At 29.2% G+C, this 23445-nt stretch carries 17 protein-coding genes and 1 tRNA gene; 10 read left to right on the top strand and 8 right to left on the bottom strand.

Annotated features, from left to right (window positions below):
• The first annotated feature begins 22 nt into the window (after positions 1-22).
• Both M9394_RS01630 and glmU read left to right on the top strand, forming a co-directional pair.
• Positions 23-457: a F0F1 ATP synthase subunit epsilon gene (locus M9394_RS01630; protein WP_250247124.1), complete on the top strand. Its 435-nt coding sequence runs from the start codon at positions 23-25 to the stop codon at positions 455-457.
• A 125-nt stretch (positions 458-582) separates the two neighbouring features.
• Positions 583-1971, top strand: a complete 1389-nt coding sequence (gene glmU, locus M9394_RS01635; RefSeq protein WP_250250231.1) for a bifunctional UDP-N-acetylglucosamine diphosphorylase/glucosamine-1-phosphate N-acetyltransferase GlmU — start codon at positions 583-585, stop codon at positions 1969-1971.
• Between the two features lie 242 nt (positions 1972-2213).
• Here the strand turns inward: glmU and mnmE are convergent, their stop codons facing one another.
• The 4 genes from mnmE to rpmH form a co-directional block, all read right to left on the bottom strand.
• Positions 2214-3626: a tRNA uridine-5-carboxymethylaminomethyl(34) synthesis GTPase MnmE gene (gene mnmE, locus M9394_RS01640; protein WP_250250233.1), complete on the bottom strand. Its 1413-nt coding sequence runs from the start codon at positions 3624-3626 to the stop codon at positions 2214-2216.
• A gap of 73 nt (positions 3627-3699) precedes the next feature.
• Positions 3700-5628, bottom strand: coding sequence for a membrane protein insertase YidC (gene yidC, locus M9394_RS01645; protein WP_250250234.1), 1929 nt, complete (start codon positions 5626-5628; stop codon positions 3700-3702).
• A complete protein-coding gene (gene rnpA, locus M9394_RS01650; RefSeq protein WP_250247119.1) occupies positions 5607-5954 on the bottom strand; it encodes a ribonuclease P protein component in 348 nt (115 codons plus the stop codon). Before rnpA ends, yidC begins: the two co-directional genes overlap by 22 nt.
• A 20-nt stretch (positions 5955-5974) precedes the next feature.
• Positions 5975-6127 carry a 50S ribosomal protein L34 gene (rpmH, locus tag M9394_RS01655; RefSeq protein ID WP_250247118.1) on the bottom strand — a complete coding sequence of 51 codons (153 nt, stop codon included), beginning with the start codon at positions 6125-6127 and terminating at the stop codon, positions 5975-5977.
• A 340-nt stretch (positions 6128-6467) separates the two neighbouring features.
• Between rpmH and dnaN the strand changes: the two genes are divergently transcribed.
• The 3 genes from dnaN to M9394_RS01670 all read left to right on the top strand — a co-directional run bounded on the left by dnaN (position 6468) and on the right by M9394_RS01670 (position 10917).
• Positions 6468-7571, top strand: coding sequence for a DNA polymerase III subunit beta (gene dnaN, locus M9394_RS01660; protein WP_250248093.1), 1104 nt, complete (start codon positions 6468-6470; stop codon positions 7569-7571).
• Between the two features lie 309 nt (positions 7572-7880).
• On the top strand, positions 7881-10295 hold the full coding sequence (gene gyrB, locus M9394_RS01665; protein WP_250248094.1) for a DNA topoisomerase (ATP-hydrolyzing) subunit B: 2415 nt from the start codon (positions 7881-7883) through the stop codon (positions 10293-10295).
• A 211-nt stretch (positions 10296-10506) separates the two neighbouring features.
• On the top strand, positions 10507-10917 hold the full coding sequence (locus M9394_RS01670; RefSeq protein ID WP_011282573.1) for an Hsp20 family protein: 411 nt from the start codon (positions 10507-10509) through the stop codon (positions 10915-10917).
• 151 nt (positions 10918-11068) lie between these two features.
• On the opposite strand, the gene M9394_RS01675 is transcribed toward M9394_RS01670, so the two are convergent.
• A complete protein-coding gene (locus M9394_RS01675) occupies positions 11069-12076 on the bottom strand; it encodes an AI-2E family transporter (RefSeq protein WP_250247112.1) in 1008 nt (335 codons plus the stop codon).
• Between the two features lie 444 nt (positions 12077-12520).
• Here M9394_RS01675 and glyQ point away from each other — a divergent pair, with 444 nt between their 5' ends.
• The gene (gene glyQ, locus M9394_RS01680; RefSeq protein WP_250249763.1) at positions 12521-13435 is read left to right on the top strand and encodes a glycine--tRNA ligase subunit alpha; all 915 of its coding nucleotides are present in this window, start codon (positions 12521-12523) and stop codon (positions 13433-13435) included.
• Between the two features lie 23 nt (positions 13436-13458).
• Positions 13459-15546 carry a glycine--tRNA ligase subunit beta gene (glyS, locus tag M9394_RS01685; RefSeq protein WP_250249765.1) on the top strand — a complete coding sequence of 696 codons (2088 nt, stop codon included), beginning with the start codon at positions 13459-13461 and terminating at the stop codon, positions 15544-15546.
• Between the two features lie 184 nt (positions 15547-15730).
• Here the strand turns inward: glyS and M9394_RS01690 are convergent, their stop codons facing one another.
• Positions 15731-16348, bottom strand: a complete 618-nt coding sequence (locus tag M9394_RS01690; RefSeq protein WP_250247106.1) for a Fe-Mn family superoxide dismutase — start codon at positions 16346-16348, stop codon at positions 15731-15733.
• A 339-nt stretch (positions 16349-16687) separates the two neighbouring features.
• On the opposite strand from M9394_RS01690, the gene M9394_RS01695 reads away from it, so the two are divergent.
• Positions 16688-16761: transfer RNA gene (locus M9394_RS01695), tRNA-Pro, on the top strand.
• A gap of 187 nt (positions 16762-16948) precedes the next feature.
• Entirely contained in the window at positions 16949-19021 is a 2073-nt protein-coding gene (locus M9394_RS01700; protein WP_250249767.1) for a M3 family metallopeptidase, read from the top strand.
• 435 nt (positions 19022-19456) lie between these two features.
• Here M9394_RS01700 and M9394_RS01705 read toward each other — a convergent pair whose 3' ends face one another.
• Positions 19457-21079, bottom strand: a complete 1623-nt coding sequence (locus M9394_RS01705) for an inorganic phosphate transporter (RefSeq protein WP_250247102.1) — start codon at positions 21077-21079, stop codon at positions 19457-19459.
• Between the two features lie 352 nt (positions 21080-21431).
• Between M9394_RS01705 and ubiA the strand changes: the two genes are divergently transcribed.
• Entirely contained in the window at positions 21432-22304 is an 873-nt protein-coding gene (ubiA, locus tag M9394_RS01710; RefSeq protein ID WP_250247101.1) for a 4-hydroxybenzoate octaprenyltransferase, read from the top strand.
• Between the two features lie 280 nt (positions 22305-22584).
• Here the strand turns inward: ubiA and zur are convergent, their stop codons facing one another.
• Positions 22585-23058 carry a zinc uptake transcriptional repressor Zur gene (gene zur, locus M9394_RS01715; protein ID WP_250247100.1) on the bottom strand — a complete coding sequence of 158 codons (474 nt, stop codon included), beginning with the start codon at positions 23056-23058 and terminating at the stop codon, positions 22585-22587.
• Positions 23059-23445 lie beyond the last annotated feature (387 nt).

A 23445-nucleotide genomic window follows, 5' to 3' on the forward strand; every position in this document is an offset into this window, starting at 1 on the left:
GATACAAGGTTTAGATATCAGAATGTCTGAATGTACTTATTACTTAACTGTTGTTTCTGTTGAAAGAGAAATATTCTCTGGCGTAGTTCGTAAAATTCAAGTAACAGGTATTGAAGGTGAAATGGGTATTTTTCCAGGTCATACTCCGTTACTTACGTCTATTAAGCCAGGAGTATTGCGCATAGTCAAATCATATGATAATGAGGAATATGTATATATATCTGGAGGTATACTTGAGGTTCAGAGAACTATAGTGACGATATTGGCGGATACAGCCATCCGAGCGGAAGAATTAGATGAAAAAAAAGCCAGAGAAGCTAAATATGAAGCTGAAAAACATATTAAAAATTATCGCCATAGTTCTGATATAGATTATATTAAAATAACTTCAGATATATCTAAAGCTATTGCAAAACTTAGATTAATGGAATTAACTAAAAAAAATAAGCATATGTAACTAGTAATAATATCTCCATTTATTGTATAAATAATTTTTCTGTTTATGTGTATGTAGTTATATATTTAATGTAATAAGAATAGTTTATAACCAAAAATAAGAATCACAAAAAATATATAAAGATTATGTCGTATATTAATTTCAGCGCGATTATCCTTGCTGCTGGTAGAGGTAATAGAATGTTGTCTGATACACCAAAGGTATTGCACCAAATTGGTGGTAAGTTTATGTTACAACATTTGATTGATTCTGTAATACAGGTAGGTGTTAGCTCCATATATGTAGTATATGGATACAAAGGAGAAATGATAATAAAAAAAATTAATACGGATCAATATAAAATTCCTGTACATTGGATATTGCAACATGATCTTATTGGGACTGGAGATGCTGTTCGGAGAGTGTTACCTGTCATCAGTGATGACGAAGAGGTTCTTGTTTTATATGGCGATGTTCCTTTTGTTTCTTATCAAACATTGCAACAATTGCATGCCATTAAATCCCAATGTGATATAAGTATGTTAACTGCTACACTATCTAATCCACAAGGATATGGGCGTATTGTTCGGAACCAGGAAGGAAATGTTGTTAGTATCATAGAACATGATGATATAATCAATGATGATCAAAAAAACATTAAAGAAGTCAGTACTGGTATTTTTATTGCTGTTGCTGATCATTTAAAAAGTTGGTTAAGTACATTAACAACTCATAAGTCAAAAAATGAATTTTATTTAACAGATATAATTCAGATAGCTCATCAATCAGGTTACATTATACATACCATGTGTCCTGATGATACATTTGAAATCATGGGAGTAAATAGTAAATCAGATTTCGTTTATTTAGACAAACAATATCAACAAAGAAAAGTACGATGTTTGTTATCATCAGGGTTGATGATTATTGATCCAAATAGGTTTGATTTAAGAGGAACATTAGTACATGGGAAGGATGTGTACATTGATATAAATGTGATCATTGAGGGGCATGTTTCTTTGGGGAATAGAGTTAAAATAGGAGCAAGTTGTATATTGAAGGATACGATAGTTGCAGATGATGTAGAGATATACCCATTTTCAATAATTGAAAATACAACAATAAGTTTCCAAAGCAAAGTTGGGCCATTTGTTCGGTTGAGACCAGGAACTGAATTAAAAGAGAAAAGTCATGTGGGAAATTTTGTAGAAATAAAAAATACTCGATTGGGCGAGAAATCCAAGGTTAAACACCTTAGCTACTTAGGTGATGCAGAAATTGGTAATCAAGTAAATATCGGAGCTGGCACTATTATTTGCAATTATGATGGCATCAATAAACATCAAACTATTATTGGTGATGATGTTTTTATTGGAGCCGATAGTCAGTTGGTAGCTCCAATTACTATTGGAAAAAATGCAACTATTGGAGCTGGAACCACAGTAACTCGAGATGTGCCGGATAATGAAACTATTATTAGTAGAATACGACAATTTTCTATTTTAAATTGGAAGCGATTAAAAAATAAAAAATAATTTTATTTTTTATTTAAGAATTATTCGCCAATCAAACGTTATATGAACACAGTTCATTAAGAAAGTATTTATATATCATTGTCAAAGTGTATAGGTTGGTTATGTCACGCATAACCAACCTCCTAGTGTTTGTTTATTAACACATAACCTATATATATATGCAATCATAGCAAAAAACGATTTCATTTTCGAAATTTATATTTATAAAATATTATGAAAATTACTTGTGAGTTTATAAGTCATCATTTTCCAATACAAAATGTAGAGAATATTCTTGTTAATAAATCATCAGGAGTAAATTTGCCAAAAATTTTGCTTAATTCCTTATGTGCTAATCCAAGATCTTCAGCAAAAAGTTCATTGATCGACATAGCAGATAATAATTGTGTTTGAGCAGATAAAAGGTATTTAGAGGATTTTTCAAGTGCATCTAAGTGACGTCTACGTGCAATGAAATTTCCTTGATTTTCAGCAAGATTGTAAGAGCAATCTTTCTGTATTTGAAATTTGATATTATTACTTAAATATTCTTTTAATAAGTCTGTTCCATCATACAATAAAGCTGATAACGTGATAATTGTATAATTATTTATTATACTGATTCCGATTTGATTTTTGGTTAAATCAGATTTATTATGTATAATTGTGATAGGGGTTTTTTTATTTTTACAAAACAGCACTTTTTCTACGTGTTCTAATGTGATGTCATATTCCTGATCTGTTTCGTCGTTAGGATCAATTACCCATAATATATGATCTGCGTTATTTAATTCTTCCCATGTACGTTTCATCCCAATTTGTTCTATTTCATTATCGCTTTTTTTTTGTAGCCCAGCAGTATCAGTGATATGGAATGCTATTCCATTTAATTGGATATATTCATGCAATGTATCTCGGGTGGTTCCAGATATCGTACTTATAATTGCTCTATCAATGCCAACTAATGCATTAAATAAACTAGATTTTCCAGCATTTGGTTTTCCGGCAATTACTATTTTTATCCCTTCACGGAGTAAAACGCCGTGATAGGTTGATTTATACATGTTTTGTACATCGTTTATAATGTTCCTCAATTTTTTTTTTATATCTTCATACGGTATGATACTAATTTCGTCTTCTGAAAAGTCAATAGATGATTCTGCGTACATGCGTAGGTTAGCGAGTTGTTCTGATATTATATGTATTTTACGAGAGAAAATTCCTTGTAAAGAATTTGATGCTGATTTCGCAGCCTGATATGAAGTAGCATCGATAATATCAGCTATTGCTTCTGCTTGGATAAGATCTATTTTGTTATTTAAGAATGCTCGTTTGGTAAATTCTCCTGGGTGTGCTATTCGAATATCAGAGGATGTTTTTAAAATACGTTCTAATAATATATCTAGGATTATTTGCCCCCCATGTCCATGGATTTCTAGTATATTTTCTCCGGTAAAAGAATTTGGTTCAGGAAAAAACAAGGCTATTACTTGTTCTAATATGGATCCATCCGTGTCTAAAAAAGGCAAATATTCTGCCTTTCTGGGATTTGGCATCTTTCCTAACAATTTAGGAGCAATTGCAGGAACTGATTTTCCAGATATTCGTATAACTCCAATACCTCCACGGCCTGGAGGTGTGGAAATAGCAACCACTGTATCTATTGTATAGCTCATAATTTTTATTATACTTTAAAATAAATTACAATATGAAGACATACTTGAGTTATAAATTTTTTGAATGTTTTTATTAGTTATTTTTATTGTATAATCCTCGTTTTTCTAGTTCTCGATAAATCATGTATTGTTGAATAATGGTGATTATATTGCTTGCTATATAGTATAATACTAAACCAGCTGGGAACCATAAAAAAAATATAGTAAAAATGATTAACATAATAGTCATCATTTTTTTCTGTATCGCATCAGTAATTGTAGTAGGCGACATTTTTTGTATAAAAAACATAGTAATTCCCATTAATATCGGTAATATGTAATAAGGATCCTGAGCAGATAAATCATGAATCCATAAAGCAAATTCAGCGTGCCTTAATTCTACAGAACCTGATAACATATAATATAAAGCTAAGAATATTGGCATTTGGATTAATAAAGGTAAGCATCCCCCCAATGGATTCACTTTTTCTAACTTATATAATTCTATAGTTTTTTGATGGTATTGATATTTATCGTTTTTATATTCTTCTTGTATTATAGATAATTTAGGTTGTAGCATACGTATTTTTGCCATAGAAGTATATTGTGCTTTAGTTAAAGGATACATAGTTAGACGTATAATTAATGTTATAATAATAATAGATATGCCCCAATTTTCTATGTAACTATAAATAAAGTTCAATAATTTAAACAATGGTTGAGAAATAAACCACAACCATCCGTAGTCAACTAATAGGTCTAAATTGGGAGCTATTTCTTTCATTTTTTCTTGAATTTTTGGGCCTATCCATAATATAGATTGGAATTTACCTGTTTCTCCTATCGGGAGATATATTGAATCAGATTGAAAACCTATAGAAGCACTGTTATTATCATGGTAGGTAGTATAAAATGTATTATTTCCTTGAGTAAGGGGTATCCAAGCTGTCGCAAAATATTTTTGTGACATTGCTATCCAACCTTTAGAGGTATTAATGTGTAAATTCATATTTTTTATATCTTTAAAGCTGTATTTTTGATATTTTTTTTTATCAGCAGAGTATGCTGGTCCTCGATAAGAGTATAAAGGAAAATGATCTCCGTTATCGCTGTTATTATGTGATTTGGGATAATGTTCGGATTGTACTATATTACCAAACAACTTAATTTTTAATGGATAAGTGCTCATATTATTTACGGTATAGAATACATATATGGAGTAGTCATTTCTGTTAAAAATATAATTCTTAGTATATGTAATCCCATCAGAAGCGTAATGTGTTAAAGTTAATTGTAATTTATTTTCATTTTTTGGTATGATGTATACACTTTTATCAGTTGCGGTAGTGTATAAAAATTTTTTATTATTATTATTATTATATGATTTACCTAGTATGTTTTCGTGTATTAGTCCACTGTTTGTTTGATATATAAATGCTTGTGACGTACTTAACAGATGAAAAGGTTCTTTAGAATGTAAATTCTTTAAATAATTCACGAGATATGCTTCTTCAATATCTCCTCCATAAGTATTTATTTTGAGTAACAACACATCTGTTTTTACAGTAATCACATGACTTGCATGATGTACATATTTTGTTTCATCATTATTTTCAGAACGAATTAATGGATATGTATTTTCATGTATATTTATTTTTTGAATATTAGTGCTTTGATGATATTCTGTTTGCCATATTTGCCATAGTATAAACGACATAATTAAAAAAGCTATCACAAAGAAATTACGTTGCGAATCCATGTTGATTATGTCCTGAATATGTGAATGTGAATAATATTTAAAATCTTTATTGTTATTTAAAGTTAAAGGATGGCATTGCAATATACGAATACATGTCATCCAGATACCTCGTAATACTCCGAATTTACGTATTGATTCCACCCCATATTGAGAACATGTTTTTTGAAAACGACAATGATGACCCAATATAGGGCTAACACTGATTTGGTATCCATATATCAGCCATATTATGCTTTTTTCTATTAACACAAATGGTGATACCATAATTTTTCGAGCTCTTGTATCAATGTTTTATTTTTGCAATGAATGATCTCTTTTGAGCGAATAGTTAGAACAAAGTCTTTAGCTAATAAGTTATGTTGATATGTACGAAAAGTTTCACGAATATGTCTCTTTATTCTATTGCGTTCATGAGCGTACTTAACGTATTTTTTTGAGATAGCTAGCCCAATACGAGGATATCCTAATCGATTGGATCGACTGAATAAAGTGATTCCAGTTGTTTTAACGCGTTCTGGTTTTTGAAATACAAAAATAAACTCATTTAAATTTAACAAGCGTGCCCGTTTAGGTAAAAATTTTCTATTCATTTGGTTGCACTAATAAAATTTTAGTGAATATTTAAAACAGATACAACCAATCGAACGCGCCCTTTAGATCTACGCCTTGATAATATTTTACGGCCTTGTCTTTTTGACATCCTTACTCTAAACCCGTGCGTTCTATTGCGTTTTAATATGGAAGGCTGAAAGGTGCGTTTCATATTTACATTCTTGTGTATTTATTTGATAATAAGAATAAAATTTTCTAATTGTTATTGTCTAATTATTATACGCTAACAATCAATATTCATACTATAGGATATAGTATATAAAGTCAAAATATTTAAAGTTTGTTTTATCATGTTTTATAATAATTATTTTTAAGAGTAGTACTAATGGAGGTAATTACTTGCATGAATGTGTTATTCAGTTTTTAATGCGTCAATGTATTTATGTTTCGATTTTACATATTATACTGTTGCGATATGTGTTTGAGATTTTTAAAGTGATATCACATCGTCATGTGATTATTTGAAATGTTGTGTTTTAATAAGTTGAGTTATGAATTTTGTAATAGATAGAAAATTATTATATCAACCTTTGCAAAAAGTCGTGGGCATTCTGAGCGGACGCCCAAGAATGCCCATATTAACTCATTTGTTATTAGAAGTGAATGATAATTGCTTATGTATTACTGCTACAGACTTAGAAATAGAGATAACAGTTCGCGTTATATTACAAGATAAATATCCCATTGGATCTGTGACAGTACCAGGGCGTAAATTTTTTGAAATTTGTCGTAGTTTATCTGAATCATCAAAAATTTCTATAGTATCAAAAGACAAAAAAATGATTATTTGTTCTGGATATAGTAAATTTTATTTATCTACGTTTTCTTCGTTAGATTTTCCTAAATTAGAAAAATGGGATAATAATCTAAAATTAGTTGTATCACAGGCTACTTTTAAAAAAATGATTGAATTAACTCAATTTTCTATGGGCCATCAAGATGTACGTTATTGCCTAAATGGTATTTTTCTTGAAACTAAAGAACATGTTCTGCGTATTGTTGCGACAGATGGGCATCGGTTAGCAAGTTGTGAAATAACTATGGATTTATTGTTACCCAATCAATCATTGATTATACCTCGTAAAGGAGTTATCGAAATCTTACGTTTGTTAAATGTTAAAGAAAAATTAGTTAATATTCAAACAAATAATAATAATCTCCGTATGGAGACAGAGAGTTATACTTTTACTTCTAAATTGATTGATGCTGTGTTTCCAAATTGTCATAATGTTTTCGTAAAGCGTTCAAAAAACGTTTTGGAAGTAGAATGCGATATTCTGAAGCAGGCTTTAAAACGTGCAGCTATTCTTGCAAATGAAAAACTTCGTATCGTTCGATTTACATTAATTACTAATCAATTAAAAATAACCGCGCATAATTTTGAATATGAAGCATCGGAAGAAATTTTAGACGTTTTATATTCAGGACAGAGTATGAAAATATCTTTTAATGTAGACTATTTGATCGATGTTCTTCAGGTAATGCATACTCAGTTTTTACGATTTTATTTGACAAATGAAATATCCAGCGTGCAAATTGAGGGCACCGAGAAATGTTATGGAGCAACATATATCGTCATGCCAATTCGGATATAATAATGATTTACAGATTGTAACCTAACATGTATTTTAATGCTATTAAATGTGATTAAATTGATAGCACGCAGTAACAATAATACTAGACATATAAATTATCTACGTGATTAGATATTTAAAAATTAAAAAAATGTAAATCAATGTACTTTTCTTATGAAGATAAATTTTTGCGTCATGAGAAATAATTATGTATACATGTATGCGTGTATGTTTGGCAAATGTAATAGTTCAATTTCAGTTATCTTTGGTTATATGTATTTTTGAAAAAATTGGTTCATATTATATGTGTATTTATACAGGAATAAGATCATGTTGAGTGCTTATGATTCTTCAAGTATTAAGATCTTAAAAGGGTTGGATGCAGTACGAAAACGTCCTGGGATGTATATTGGAGATACTGACGATGGAACAGGATTGCACCACATGGTATTTGAAGTAGTGGATAATGCTATTGATGAAGCTATTTCGGGGTATTGTAAAAAAATAGTAGTAATAATTCATCAGGATAATTCAGTATCGGTTCAGGATGATGGACGCGGTATTCCCACGGGTATACATGAAGAAGAAGGAGTATCTGCTGCTGAAGTTATTATGACTATATTGCATGCTGGAGGTAAATTTGACAATAGTAATTACAAAGTATCAGGAGGCTTACATGGTGTTGGAGTGTCAGTAGTAAACGCATTGTCGGAGAGATTAGAGTTAGTAATAAAAAGAGATTTTAAAACCTACAAACAGGTTTATTGTGAAGGAAAACCGTTATCACCTTTAGAAATTATAGGCGACAGCGAAGATAGTGGCACCATAGTGCGGTTTTGGCCAAGTTTTAAAACGTTTACGGGTAAGACTGAGTTTCAATATGACATTTTAGCTAGACGTTTTCGAGAGTTATCATTTTTAAATTCTGGAATCGTAATTATTTTGCGTGATTATCGCAATAATAAAGAAGAAAATTTTCATTGTGCAGGTGGAGTGAAAGCTTTTGTAAAGTATTTAAGTATCAATAAAACACCAATACATCCTAATATATTTTATTGCTTAGGTAATAAGGGGGAAATTAATATAGAGGTTGCATTACAATGGAACGATAATTTTCAAGAAAAGATATATTCTTTTACTAACAATATCCCTCAACGGGATGGAGGGACTCATTTAGCAGGATTAAGAGCTGCTATTACAAGAACAATGCATTTTTATATGGATAAAGAAGGGTATAATAGAAAAGTTAAGGTTGTAACCATAGGAGATGATGCTAGAGAAGGACTTGTTGCTATATTATCTATTAAAATACCGGATCCAAAATTTTCTTCTCAAACTAAAGATAAATTGGTGTCATCAGAAGTGAAAACTGCCGTTGAGTCATTAGTTTATGAAAAATTAATAGAATTTTTTTTAGAAAACCCAATAGATTCTAAGAATATAATAAATAAGGTTATAGGGGCTGCTCGTGCTCGAGAAGCAGCGAGAAAAATTAGAGATTTGACACGTCGTAAGGGTTTGTCAGAGTTTTCAACACTTCCAGGTAAATTAGCTGATTGTCAAGAAAAAAATCCAGTTTATTCTGAATTATATTTGGTAGAAGGAGATTCTGCTGGTGGTTCTGCAAAACAAGGTAGAAATCGTAAAAATCAAGCAATATTACCACTTAAAGGGAAAATCTTGAATGTAGAAAAAGCACGTTTCGATAAAATGTTGACTTCTCAGGAAGTCATGACATTAATTACTGCTCTTGGATGTGGAATTGGTCCAAATGAATATAATCCAGATAAATTGAGATACCACAATATTATAGTTATGACGGATGCAGATGTCGACGGAGCACATATTCGGACTTTGTTATTGACTTTTTTTTATCGCCAGATGCCAGAAATTATTGAAAGAGGACATATATTTATCGCACAACCTCCTTTATATAAAGTTCAAAAAGGACGCCAAGAACGATATCTTAAGGATGAAGAGGAAATGAGTAAATATCAAATATCAATAGCAGTAGGAAGTTCTCGTTTTTACATTAATCCTGATACACCTCCTTTGACAGGAAAAATATTGGAACAATTAGTTTTTGAATATTATTTAATACAAAAAATCATTGTTCGTATGGAACATCAATTTCCCAAGATATTATTGAATAGATTAATTTATCATTCAGTTTTATCTGAGGAACAATGCTATTGTTATGAAAGTGTTAAAATATGGATGAGATCTTTAGTTGATTCTTTGAGTAGTTTTGAAGAATATGGCAGTAGTTATGATTTTATTATTTTAAAACATCATGAGAATGAATATTTTGAACCGATATTACGTATACGAACATACGGTATCAACATAGATTATGTATTAAGTATAGATTTTATTAAAAGTCATGAATATAAAAAATTAGTATCTTTTGGAATGCAAATGAATAAATTGTTTCTTTCAAACGCATATATAGAATATGGGATATATCGTAAACAGGTGCATTCTTTTGATCAAGCAATGGAATGGCTTATGCAAGAATCTAGAAAAGGATTAGTAATACAACGTTATAAAGGACTAGGTGAGATGAATCCAGATCAATTATGGGAAACAACTATGAATCCAAAAAACAGATGTATGTTGCGTGTCACAATAAAAGATGCGATAGAAGCTGATCATTTATTTACCACGCTCATGGGTGATTTAGTTGAACCAAGACGTGCATTTATTGAAAAGAATGCGTTAAAAGCAACAAATGTAGATTACTAAATTATAAAGATAATTTTTTATATGAATTTTATGTAGCAAAATGGTTCTGTGAGTCAATAGATTGTTATTATGCAATTATGTATTGATATTATAGGCACAAATAGTACTATAATACAGGTGAGTGATATTAGAGTAAAAGATACAGTAATTAAACCTTATTTACTTTTGTATTCATAAAAATTAGCAAACACTTGATTTAGGAGTATTATGTATGCACAATTTCGATTTTTCCCCGTTGTATGGCTCTGTCATTGGATTTGATAGATTAGTGAATTTTTTGGAGATTGGACAAAATAATGGAAATTATCCGCCTTATAATGTTGAGTTAGTTAGCGAACACAAATATTGTATTTCTATTGTAGTAGCCGGTTTTACAAATAGTGAGCTGGATATTACAATGCATGATAATATGTTAGTAGTAAAAGGAATACATATTGATTCTCATCAAAATTCTAAAAATTATTTGTATCAAGGTATTACTGAGCATAATTTTGAAAGAAAATTTCAACTATCCGAACATATTCAAATAACAGGTGCAAATTTGGAATATGGAATTCTTTATATACATTTAGAAAGAATTTTGCCAGATACATTAAAACCAAGGCGTATAGAAATTAAATAGGATGAATTTGTTGTTATATTTATTTGTTAATGTGTGTGATTGTCAAGCCGGGCTTTATTAATTATATATACGAAGCTCGGTTTGTTTTTGTAGTTTTTCGATGTTTAATTAGGCATTAGTTATTTATGTGTATAAGTTTTATACCAAAATATTAGATTAATTTTTTCGAACGTAGTTCATTTTTTAGATAAGCATAAAAAATTGGGGCTGCTATTAAGCCTTCTAATCCAAATATTGACTCTAGTAAAAGCATTGAAAGTATCAATTCCCAAGGGTTAGCATTGATTTTATTTCCAATAATTTCGGCATTCAGAAAATATTCTAACTTATGAATTAATATTAAATAAATGAGCATCATTACTCCGATACTTAATGAGATGGATAAAGCCGCAATAGTAATCATAATATTGGAAATAAGATTACCAATAATTGGTAACATACCAAAAATAAAAGTAATGACAGTTAAGGTTTTTCCTAATGGTAAAGACTGCCCAATTAATGGTAGTAAAACAAAAATTATAATAGATGTTAACAATGTATTCACTGAAGAAATTTTAATTTGAGCAAAAACAATGTTACGAAACGCCCTAGAAAGATTGTATATACGTTCTGATAATTGAGTAATAAAAAATGTATCATGAGTGTGTTGTTTTGTAGATTTAGAGCAAGATACTAAAACACCAACTACTACTCCTACTAGTAAAGTAATAAATCCGTGTAGGAAAGTATGTCCCATATTTCGAATAAGAATTAAATTTGACTCAATCCAAGTAAATATTTGATCTTTTAGTTCTTCGGTAGTATTTGGTAAAAAAGAAGGTAAAAAATCAGGAAGTCTTTTTTTAAAATCAGAAAAAATTCTATTAATTTCAGTAGAAATAGTAATATTATTAATATCTTCTGTGAAAAAATTAGTACAATTAATAATTCCTATAGTTATAACAACAGATATACTTATAATAATGAATGCTACTGCAACCCCTCGGGCACGATTTATTCCAATAAATCGTTCAAAGTAAGACGCAAAAGATACTATAATTTCATAAGTTAAAAATCCAGAAAAAAAACAAGGAAATAAACCTAATGGTATCACGATCATTATAAAAATAAATATTATTAGATAAGAAATTATTATGATTGGTGTTTGTTTGGAAATCATTTTTATATCCTAGTGCATGTAGATTTCTGCAATATGCAATTCCTTATCAATATTAAGGACAAAACCATGGTGTTCATTACATATGTATGTAGATTGTTTATTTCGTTTATATAGCATAGTTATAAAACCGATGTAGAATCAATGTGTTTTAAATAATTTATTTTAAAAATATTTCATAATTATATATATGTGTAGAAAAAAAATAATACCTAATACTGATAGATATAAAAATATAAGTATTGGTATTTTATGATGCTCTATGCATGTATAATACATACTGATTTTTTAATTCAAAATATTTTTAGTGACATGAAGCAATCATTTTCTGTAAATATAGATTTAGTTTTCATTATATTATTAATGTCATTAATAATATAATGAATAATTGTTATTATTGCAAATAGATGTGGAACCACAATGATTTTTTAAAATAGACAAAATAAAATGTACGATAACAATGATACAAAAACTTTTCAAGGACTAATACGGACATTAGAAAGTTATTGGGCAGGTTGCGGTTGTATTATAGCTCAACCGTTAGATATAGAAGTTGGAGCAGCTACTTCACATCCTATGACTTTTTTTAATGCTATTGGCCCAGAACCTGTTGCCGTCTCTTATGTTCAGGTATCTCGCCGACCGATGGATAGTCGATATGGTCACAATCCAAATAGATTGCAACAATATTATCAGTTTCAAGTAATTATAAAACCTTCTCCAAAAAATATGCTGCAATTATATTTAGATTCTTTAAAAAAAATTGGATTAAATCACATAAAAAATGATATTTTTTTTGTTGAAGATAATTGGGAAAACCCTACTCTTGGAGCATGGGGATTAGGTTGGGAAGTTTGGTTGAATGGCATGGAGATAACACAACTGACTTATTTTCAGCAAATAGGTGGATTAGAATGTAGACCTGTTACTGGAGAAATAACTTATGGTTTAGAACGCTTATCTTTATTCTTACAAGGAGTAAATCATATTTATGATTTGGTTTGGAGTTATAGTTCATTAGGACCTGTTACGTATGGAGATTTATTCCATCAAAATGAATTGGAACAATCAATTTATAACTGTGAACATACGGATATTGAATTTTTATTTACAATTTTTAGTCAATATGAAAATGAGATAAAATATTTAATTACTATGACACAACCATTACTTATGCCAGCGTATGAACGAGTTTTAAAAGCAATACATATTTTTAATTTATTAAATGCTAGGAAAGTAATTTCCATTACAGAAAGAAAAAATTATATTTTACGTATTCGCAAATTATCAAAAATGATAGCAGAAGCTTACTATGCATCTCGTAGAAAATTAGGATTTCCTATGTGTATGAGGAAATTATAATATAATGCAAGGATAATTTTATAATGAAAGTACGTACTTTTTTAGTAGAGATTGGTACTGAATCGTTACCATCTAAAATTTTAAAAAAATTAGGAAAAGACTTTTTTTATCAAATTATTAGTGGATTTGAAGAAAATAATTTTGTTTACGATAAGGTTAATTGGTTTGCATCTTCATGTCGTTTAGCAGTTAAGGCTAATTTAATAATAAAAAGCAATTTTAATACTAATATTGAATGCGTTGATCAATCAAATACTGGTGACACATATGATAAATATATTAACAATACAGATACTCAAATCAATCATATAGTTAATAATATAAAGATCAGAAGTGGTGTGGGCGCTAATAATTTTCAAAGAAAATTGGAATGCGATAAAAATATAGCAATACGTAAAAATTTAAAATATTTATTGTGTAAAATTATTAGTTCCGCTTTAGAAAAATTAAACAATTATGAAATGATGCGTTGGAGCGATATAGATATTCCATTTGTTCGCCCTGTTCGTACTGTGACTATATTGTTAGATACATATCTTATTCCAGGTTATTTTTTTGGTATAAAAACAGATCGGGTATTGTATGGTAATAGATGTATGGAAGACGATAAAATTATTCTTGAACATGCAGATCATTATCCAGATGTTTTGATTAAAAACGGTTGGGTAATAGCAGATTACGATACACGTAAAAATATTATATGTGCAGAGATAGAAAAAGAATCTAGAAAACTTGGGGGAGTTGTAAATGTTCAGGATGAAAAAAATTTGTTAGAAGAGGTTACTTCGTTAGTAGAATGGCCTGTAATTCTTTCTGGTCAGTTTAATAATAAATTTTTGGTATTACCACGTGAAGTAATACTTCATATTATGAGATACGATCAAAAGTATTTTCCAGTATATAATGTTATCGATGGAGTTTTGTTACCGTATTTTATTTTCGTATCGAATACGATTTCAGATAACTATAAGAAAATTATTGATGGACATGAAAATGTGATAATTCCACGTTTAATGGATGCAGAGTTTTTTTTAATGCAAGATAATAAATGTCGTTTAGAAGATTATATACCTAAATTAAATTCTGTGCTATTCCATAGCAGGCTTGGTACTTTGCGTGATAAAAGTTGGCGTATAGAAGAATTATCTGGATGGATTGCTGAGAAAATAGGTATAAATATAGAACAAACGAGACGCGCCGGGTATTTGTGTAAGTGTGATTTAATGAGCAATATGGTATGTGAGTTTCCTTCAACTCAAGGAACTATCGGTATGCATTATGCTCTCCGTGATGGTGAGTCAGAAGAAATAGCATTAGCACAAAAGGAACATTATCAACCACGATTTTCTAAGGATAAACTTCCTACTACTCATATTTCTTGTGCTGTATCTATTGCAGATAAAATGGATACTATATCAGGTATATTTGGTGTTAAAGAGTTACCGAAAGGTAATAGAGATCCGTTTGCTTTAAAAAGATCTGCAATTGGAATTTTACGTATTCTTATGTATAAAAAATTACCAATAAATTTATTTGACCTAATACAAAAGTCAGTAAAATTATATGGTTCGCAATTAATTAATGCGGCAGTTATTAATGATATTCATAATTTTATGTATAATCGTTTGCTTTCGTGGTATTCCTCAAGAGGTTATAAACTAGATGTTATTAAAGCAGTTTTAAGTGTTAAATCTGATAGCGTAGTAGACATCGATGCCCGAATACAAGCAGTTACTGATTTTTCTGGATTACAAAAAGAGGAAAATATTAAATTAAATTTAATTTATAAACGCATATCTAATATACTCTTAAAAAAGAAAATATCTTGTAATGAGGATGTGCAATATTTTTTATTAAAAATGCCAGAAGAAATATGTTTAGCCATGGAGGTGATTTCGATAGAAAAGAGACTACAGGTATTGTGCATGCACCATCGTTATTATGATGCACTAACTGTTGTTATAACAATAACAAGCGCAGTAAACGCATTTTTTGATAATGTTATAATTATGGATGAAAATGAAAATATAAGAATTAATCGATTAACTTTGCTAAATAAGGTTAAAAATTTATTTTTAAAGGTAGCAGATATTTCTTTATTGAAGATTTAAACGTACATCTGTACATTCTGGACTATACTTCAGTAGTTCGTAGAGAACGATCCCGAACTACTGAAGTAGTCATGATCAATGATCATCTATCTCACTCAATACACTGATTGAGGTCTAGAAAGTGGTCAGATGTTTTAATATTCATGTAAAACTTATAACCACATTAGTTGATTAACAATCATTTTTATACTTGATGAAATTGTGTGTATACTTCATCCCAGTTGACTACATTCCAAAATGATCTAATATAATCTAAACGTCGATTTTGATATTTTAAATAATAAGCATGTTCCCACACATCCAATCCAAGAATTGGATATCCATTTGTTCCGGAGATATCTGCCCCCATTAATGGGTTATCTTGATTGGCAGTAGATACTATAGATAAAATATCATTTTGTTTTATGAGCCATACCCAACCAGATCCAAAACGACTGATAGCAGTTTTTTCAAAATGATCTTTAAAAGAAGAGATACTTGAAAAGTTATATTCTATTGCATCTTTTAATGATCCTTGAAGTATAGTATTTTTTTTAAGATACTTCCAAAAAAGGCTATGATTGATATGTCCTCCAGCATTGTTACGTAATATAGTTTTTTTGTGATTAGGTAAATGATTTAATTTTTTTATTAATTCTATGACAGGTAGATTGGAAAATTCAGGTAAATCAATTAGCGCTGCATTAGCGTTATCAATATATGCTTGATGGTGTTTTGTGTGATGAATCTTCATAGTTTTTTCGTCAAGAAATGGCTCTAAAGCATCATATGGATAAGGTAAAGAAGGTAATATAAAACTCATAATAAAAATTTCTCCATAATTACGTAAATATTAAAGAGTAGTAACTCTAAGAACAGTTCAAATTATACATTTATTAATAAATAATGTACACAAGTAGATTATTTATTAATAAATGTATAAAAATAATAGCATTATTGAAATGATATTTTTGTATATATCAATTTTTAATGAAACTTGATATTATAAATAATATAATTCGAATATACATTTAGGGATTATTTTATTTGATAAGATTGAATTGGTAATTTTTAGATTTTATTATTATTAATTGTATTAATAAGAGCAAAAATATTTGTATTTAAATCGCAATTATAATTATATATAACTATACTTATAGTGCGGTGAGTAGCGCAGTTTGGTAGCGCAATACGTTCGGGACGTATAGGTCGAAGGTTCAAATCCTTCCTCACCGATATAAAAGTAATAATATATTTTCATTTAATTTTTTATGTGAAATGATACTGTAATCAAGATCATTTAATAGATCAATAAGTGTAATATCATCAGATATACGTGTGTCCTGTTTACGTATATAAATTTGATACAACGGAAGATTTCAAAATTGGCTACATAATAGTTACTAATTTTAGGTTTTATTGTATGGATAATAATCCGTTATTAAATTATTCTATATTTCCTCCATTTTCTTCTATTAAGATAAATCATGTAAAAGAAGCTGTACAAAAGGTTTTGACTAATTGTTATAATACGGTAGATCAGATTGTATCCGAAAAACGTGTAACTTGGGATACGTTATATTATCCGTTGATGATTGCGGAAAATGAATTGCAACGCATTTGGTCTCCGATAACACATTTAAATTCTGTACAGCATAATTTAGAATTACGTAAGATTTATGAAGAAAGTCTACCATTTATTTCTGAATATAGAAACTGGATTAATCAACATGATGGATTGTATAAATCTTATCAATCATTACAACATGGAGATCTTTATCAAAAGTTGAGCGTAATACAGAAAAAAGTATTAAACAATATTTTACATAATTTTAAGTTATCGGGGATTTATTTATCTCCACAGAAAAAAAAAATATATGCATATATAACTTCTAGATTGGCCCGATTAAGTTCAAATTATGCTAATAATGTATTTGATGCAACGTTAGGTTGGAACAAGTTAATTACTGAAAAAAAATTACTATCTGGGATACCAGATCATATATTGGAGATTGCTCGTTTAGCAGCACAAGTTCGTGGAGAAAAAGGATGGTTATTTACACTGCAATACCCTAGTTATTCTTCAGTTCTTTTGTATTGCGATACCCAAGAACTCAGAGAAGAGTTATATTGGGCTTTTAATACCCGTGCTTCTGATCAAGGACCTAATAGTGGGAAATGGGATAATACTTTAGTAATGGATGAAATTCTTGCATTACGCTATGAGTTAGCAAAAATTTTAGGATTTAGCACTTATCTTGAAAAATCTTTGTCAAAAAGAATGGTACAGACTCCAAAACAAGTATTTAATTTTCTTATGAATTTATCTATCCAGATACGTTCTTGTGAATATAAGGAATTTTTAGAAATACAAAATTTTGCTAAAAAAAAATATTCTTGTATATCTTTAAATCCATGGGATATTGCATATTATAGAGAGAAACAGAAACAATATTTTTTTTCTATTAAAAATGAAGAACTATGTTGTTATTTTCCTGAAAAAACAGTACTTCATGGAATGTTTTCAGTAGTGAATCGTATTTACGGAATTACTATTAAAGAGCATTCTAATGTAGAAACATGGCATTCTGATGTACGATTTTTTGATATTTTTGATGAAAAAGATAAATGGATGGGAGGGTTTTATTTAGATATATATCTTAGAGATGATAAACGTGAGGGTGCTTGGATGGATGAGTTAGTAGGCAAGATGTATCGAAATAATACTATTAGCCAAAAACCTATCGCATACTTAACTTGTAACTTTAATCGTTCAGAGAATCAAAAATCATCATGTTTGTTAACGCATCATGATGTGATGACTTTATTCCATGAATTTGGCCATGTACTACATCATATCATGACACGCATTGATATTCCGGAAATATCTGGAGTTAATGGAGTACCTTGGGATGCAGTAGAATTACCTAGTCAACTTATGGAAAAATTTTGTTGGGACCATGATGTATTACAATTAATTTCTATGCATTATCGCACAAAAGAACCGCTACCTGATTATATAATAAATAATTTGTTAAAAACAAAAACATATCAATCATCATCTTATCTTTTACGTCAAGTGATATATGGGTTATTTGATTTACGAATACATCATGAATATATTCCAGGAAAAAAAAATAGTGCATTAAAAATATTTAACGAAGTAATAAAACAGGTATCAACGCATCATCTCTCAATGGATTGGGATCGTTTCCCTAACTCTTTTCTACATGCTTTTTCTGATGATTATTCTGCGGGGTATTATAGTTATTTATGGGCAGATATGTTAGCATCTAACGTTTGGTGTCGTTTTCAAGAATTAGGTATTCTTAATTCGAAAATAGGGAAATCATTTCTTAATGACATCCTTGCGTTGGGGGGTACTATCGATTTGGAAAAATGTCTTGTAAAATTTTGTACACAAACTATGACAGTAGAACCTATGCTAAGGTATTATGGGATCGCTGCTTCTTCTGACCATTCCATGTCAATATAATATGCATAAATTATTAAAAATATTATTTTTATATGTGAATCGTTCTTACATTAAGCATGATAGATTGATGCTTGTTAATGCTTATTATAGATAAAGAATGTGAGGTTCTTATTTTTTGAAATAAAATGTGTGTTTTTTGAATTATTTATTAAAAGAATTATCGATATACTGATGATGAAGATTTTTTTATATTAGTTTTCGTGCCAGATATTTCGATAGTCATGTGTAAAGAAATTTGGATAATCGTGTTATCTATAAATAAAAGTGTTCATTAATAAATCGGAATGGCAATAAGTATTATTTATTTTTAATACTTACAAAATTCTTAATTTTAAAAATATCATTTGAAATAAAGAATGTTCTTTTTTTTAATAAAAAAGATAGAACAATATGAAAAGTTTGTTTATTTAATTTTTTATTTATATTTTATTTGTTTTATATTTGAATATATTTATGTAATAATCGCAATGTAGCCCAATAAAAACTCCCGCTTAGTACGATAGAAACAGGCACAGTTAATGACCAAGTTATTAATATATTTTTTATTGTTTTCCCCTGCACCCCCCATCCACGAATTAGCATGCTTCCCGTAATGGATGAAGATAACACATGAGTCGTGGAAACAGGCATACCAGCATAACTTGCTGTACCTATGGAAATAGCTGTAGTTAATTGGGCTGATAAACCTTGTGCATAAGTCATCTCTTTTTTTCCTATTTTTTCACCAATAGTAGTAGCAACTCGTTTCCATCCAATGATCGTTCCTAGAGATAATGACAATGCAACAGCTAAAATAATCCAAGTGGGTGCGTATTCAATTGTGTGCAGCAAATGTTCTTTTAAATGTTTAAGAAAATTTTTATTTTTATATGAGGTTTCTGGAAGCACTATGATTTGATCTAAAATATCTACTATATATATGAGTAATTGTCTCATTTGGGAGCGTTGATCTATATTTAATTGCGCATAACTATCTAAATTTTCAAGTAATAATAAAGCGTTATTAATAATAGTAAGAGTTAGTGATAAATCATTAAAAATTTTTCTTAGTTGTATCTCTGTTTCTGAAGTAGACAGACATTTATTAAAATATGTTACGTTATTGTTATTTACAAAAATTTGCGTAGAGTCTTTAATGGAAGGAACAATAACTTTTAGTTGATTTAATGCTAATGATATAGGCATAGATGTTATTTCTGATGGCATGATAGTTTTAAAATTGTTATAGTGTTGAGTATAATATTCATAAAAATTATTAACGGCATTTCGAGTACGAGAGATTTCATGACTGCTAGCATGCATATTCAGCATAAAGTTTGCCGGAGCTACTCCTATTAATAGTAACATAATAAGTCCAATTCCTTTTTGCCCATCGTTTGCTCCATGAGAAAAACTAACTCCAGCTGCAGATAAAATTAATATAGTACGCGTCCATAATGATGGTTGGGGTCTTCCATATTTTTGTGTTTGTTGAGTTGGAGTAATATGAATGTTTTTATGTTTTTTGTTGTTATTCCAATATCTACATAATATTAACATCATTATTCTAGCTAGTGTCAAACCTATTATTGGTGATATTATTAGTGATAAAAAAATATTAATTAATTTTGGAATGTTCAATCCTTGCATCATTGGACAATGCGTAATGATTGCGTGAACTAATCCGATCCCAATTAATGTTCCAATTAAAGTATGAGAACTAGAAGTAGGTAACCTGAAATACCACGTTCCAAGATTCCATAGTATTGCTGCAAATAATGTGGAAAAAATCATAGCTAAAATATGGTTAGCATTGGTATTCATAAAAAAATGTGTAGGAAGTAAATGGATAATTGTATATGCAACACTTAAGCCGCTCAATGTTACGCCTAAAAAATTAAATATTCCCGACATTAACACTGCGCTATGAGAACGTAACGCACAGGTATAAATTACAGTGACTACAGAATTAGCAGTATCATGAAACCCATTAATGGCTTCATAAACAAATACGAGAATCAATGCCAGAATCAACATAGTGCTGATGTGTATTTCTAAGTTAAAGAGAAAATGTGACATAAGAAATACGCCATTATTAAAATGATAAAATTCGTATTATCTAAGAGAATCTATGTAGAGAAAAAGAAAATTATATTTTTTTATGATGATCATATGTATACATGATATATTTTGCTATTGTATGATCATGTGTTTTATAAAAATATTTCATGTTTGCTTCCTATTGTATACGACACAATATTTATTGGTTTAACAAATTGGCAATGGATACGATTACAGTAATACGTAGTTATTTCATGAAATACAAGCGAAATAAATATCCGCAATGCCATTCTATATACTATGATAATGATATCAATCATTGATAATATTATTGGTAAAAATTACAATGATTATATTATTTACTAATTTTATGTCAAACAGGCTTTTGTTTATTAAAAAGTGCTATAATCTAGCACAGTTAATGCGTATTAATCAACCTATTGGGTTTTTTCTATTACTATGGCCTACTTTATGGGGGCTGTGGTTATCACACAAAGGTATCCCTGACAAAGTTGTTTTGATAGTGTTTGTTGTTGGAGCATTTTGTATGCGTTCTGCAGGTTGTATAATCAATGATTATGTTGATTATGATATCGATAGTCATGTTCAACGTACTAAAACGCGTCCTTTATCATCTGGAATGATCACGAAAAAAGAGGCGTTAGTGGTGTTAGCGATACTTCTTTTTATTGCATTCATATTGGTTTTAAGTTTGAATTTTATTACTATCTTTTTATCTGCAGTAGCTCTGATATTATCTTGGATCTATCCGTATCTTAAAAGATATACTTATTTTCCCCAAGTAATGTTAGGAATATTGTTTAGTTGGCCTATTTTAATGGCGTTTACTGCAATTAATAATCCCATAAATAGTACTGCTTGCTTATTATTTCTAATGAATACTGTATGGACAATAGTATATGATACGCAATATGCTATGATAGATCGAGAAGATGATATATATGTTGGAATAAAGTCATCTGCTGTATTATTTGGTGATATGGATAAATTTTTAATAGGAATATTGCAGTTATGTATTGTATTTATATTAGGAATTATTGGATGGAAGGAGCGATTTACTGTAGAATTTTATTTTTTTTCATTATTTGGTGTCATCATATTGTTTATGTGGCAACAAATATTAATTAACAAAAGAAAACGAATAAGATATTTTCAAGCTTTTTTGAGTAATAATTATGTAGGTATGTTAGTGTTCATAGGTATTGCTTCAAGTTTCTATTAATTTAAATATAATCAACTTCACTCTACACAATAAGAGTATACGAGATAAACGTATTTAAATGAATACGATTGCTGTGTATAAGAAAATACTCATAAAAAGTTTGTGGTTAATTTTTATGCAGTTTTATAGATGCTGAACATTAATAATTTTAGTTTAAGTTAGTACTAATGCACAGGTGTAGTTGTAACATCAATTTTTAGTTAAATTGATGTGTGTTATTGCGTTAATTAATGACGTATATAATAATATTATATTAATATTATTACACATATTAAAATAATTAGGGTTTAAAATGTGGTCGTAATTTCAGGTTAATACATTTCGGACATAGTCCGTGTGCTTCAATAATGTTATTAAACATAGTAAATCCTGTAATTTTAGCCATATTTTGTAAAATTTCTTCGATTCCTTTTGTCGTTTGTTCGGTAACTTGTTTGCAACTCTTACAAATAAAGAAAGCAAAATTATGTGATAATTCAAAAAAATAGCGGCATAACATAAAACTATTGGTAGATTCAATACGATGAATAAATCCTTGTGCTAACAGAAAGTTTAAAGCACGATAAATAGTGGAAGGTTTTGCATGCGGTAATGAAGATTGTCGTAGTAAATGCAGTAAATCATAAGCGCTTATAGCTCCGTTATACTGGGACATCAATCGTAATACTGCCAAGCGTTGCGGTGTCAAACGCACACATCGTTGTTCGCATAGTTTTTTAATTTGAGTTAATATTTTTTGGATATTAGTATTCATACTGTTCCTTAATTATTAATGATATGTTGATATTGCTATCAGTATAGGAGGTATAAATAAAAAATTATTAGGTATGTACTGAAAAAGATGATGCTAAAAAGTAATTATATAGTATATAAAAAAATTATGGATTTATAAATTAATTACATCTTTTACATTTATAAGTATACAGTTTACAGTAAATGAATATGAATGATATTACAGGACAATTACATATAAGCGATGTTATTTTTTGTCTATAATAGATGTTTATGTGTTGTATGTTTTTAATTCATTAATAAACTGTAAGTATTTTCAAATTACGTTAATAAAAATGCTGAGATTATTTAATACAACAGCGTATTTTTTAATTTTACTTATAATATTTTCAATAACTAATGTATGTAT

Source organism: Candidatus Blochmanniella camponoti, from assembly GCF_023585825.1.
In the GTDB taxonomy this organism is placed as follows: Bacteria; Pseudomonadota; Gammaproteobacteria; order Enterobacterales; family Enterobacteriaceae; genus Blochmanniella; species Blochmanniella camponoti.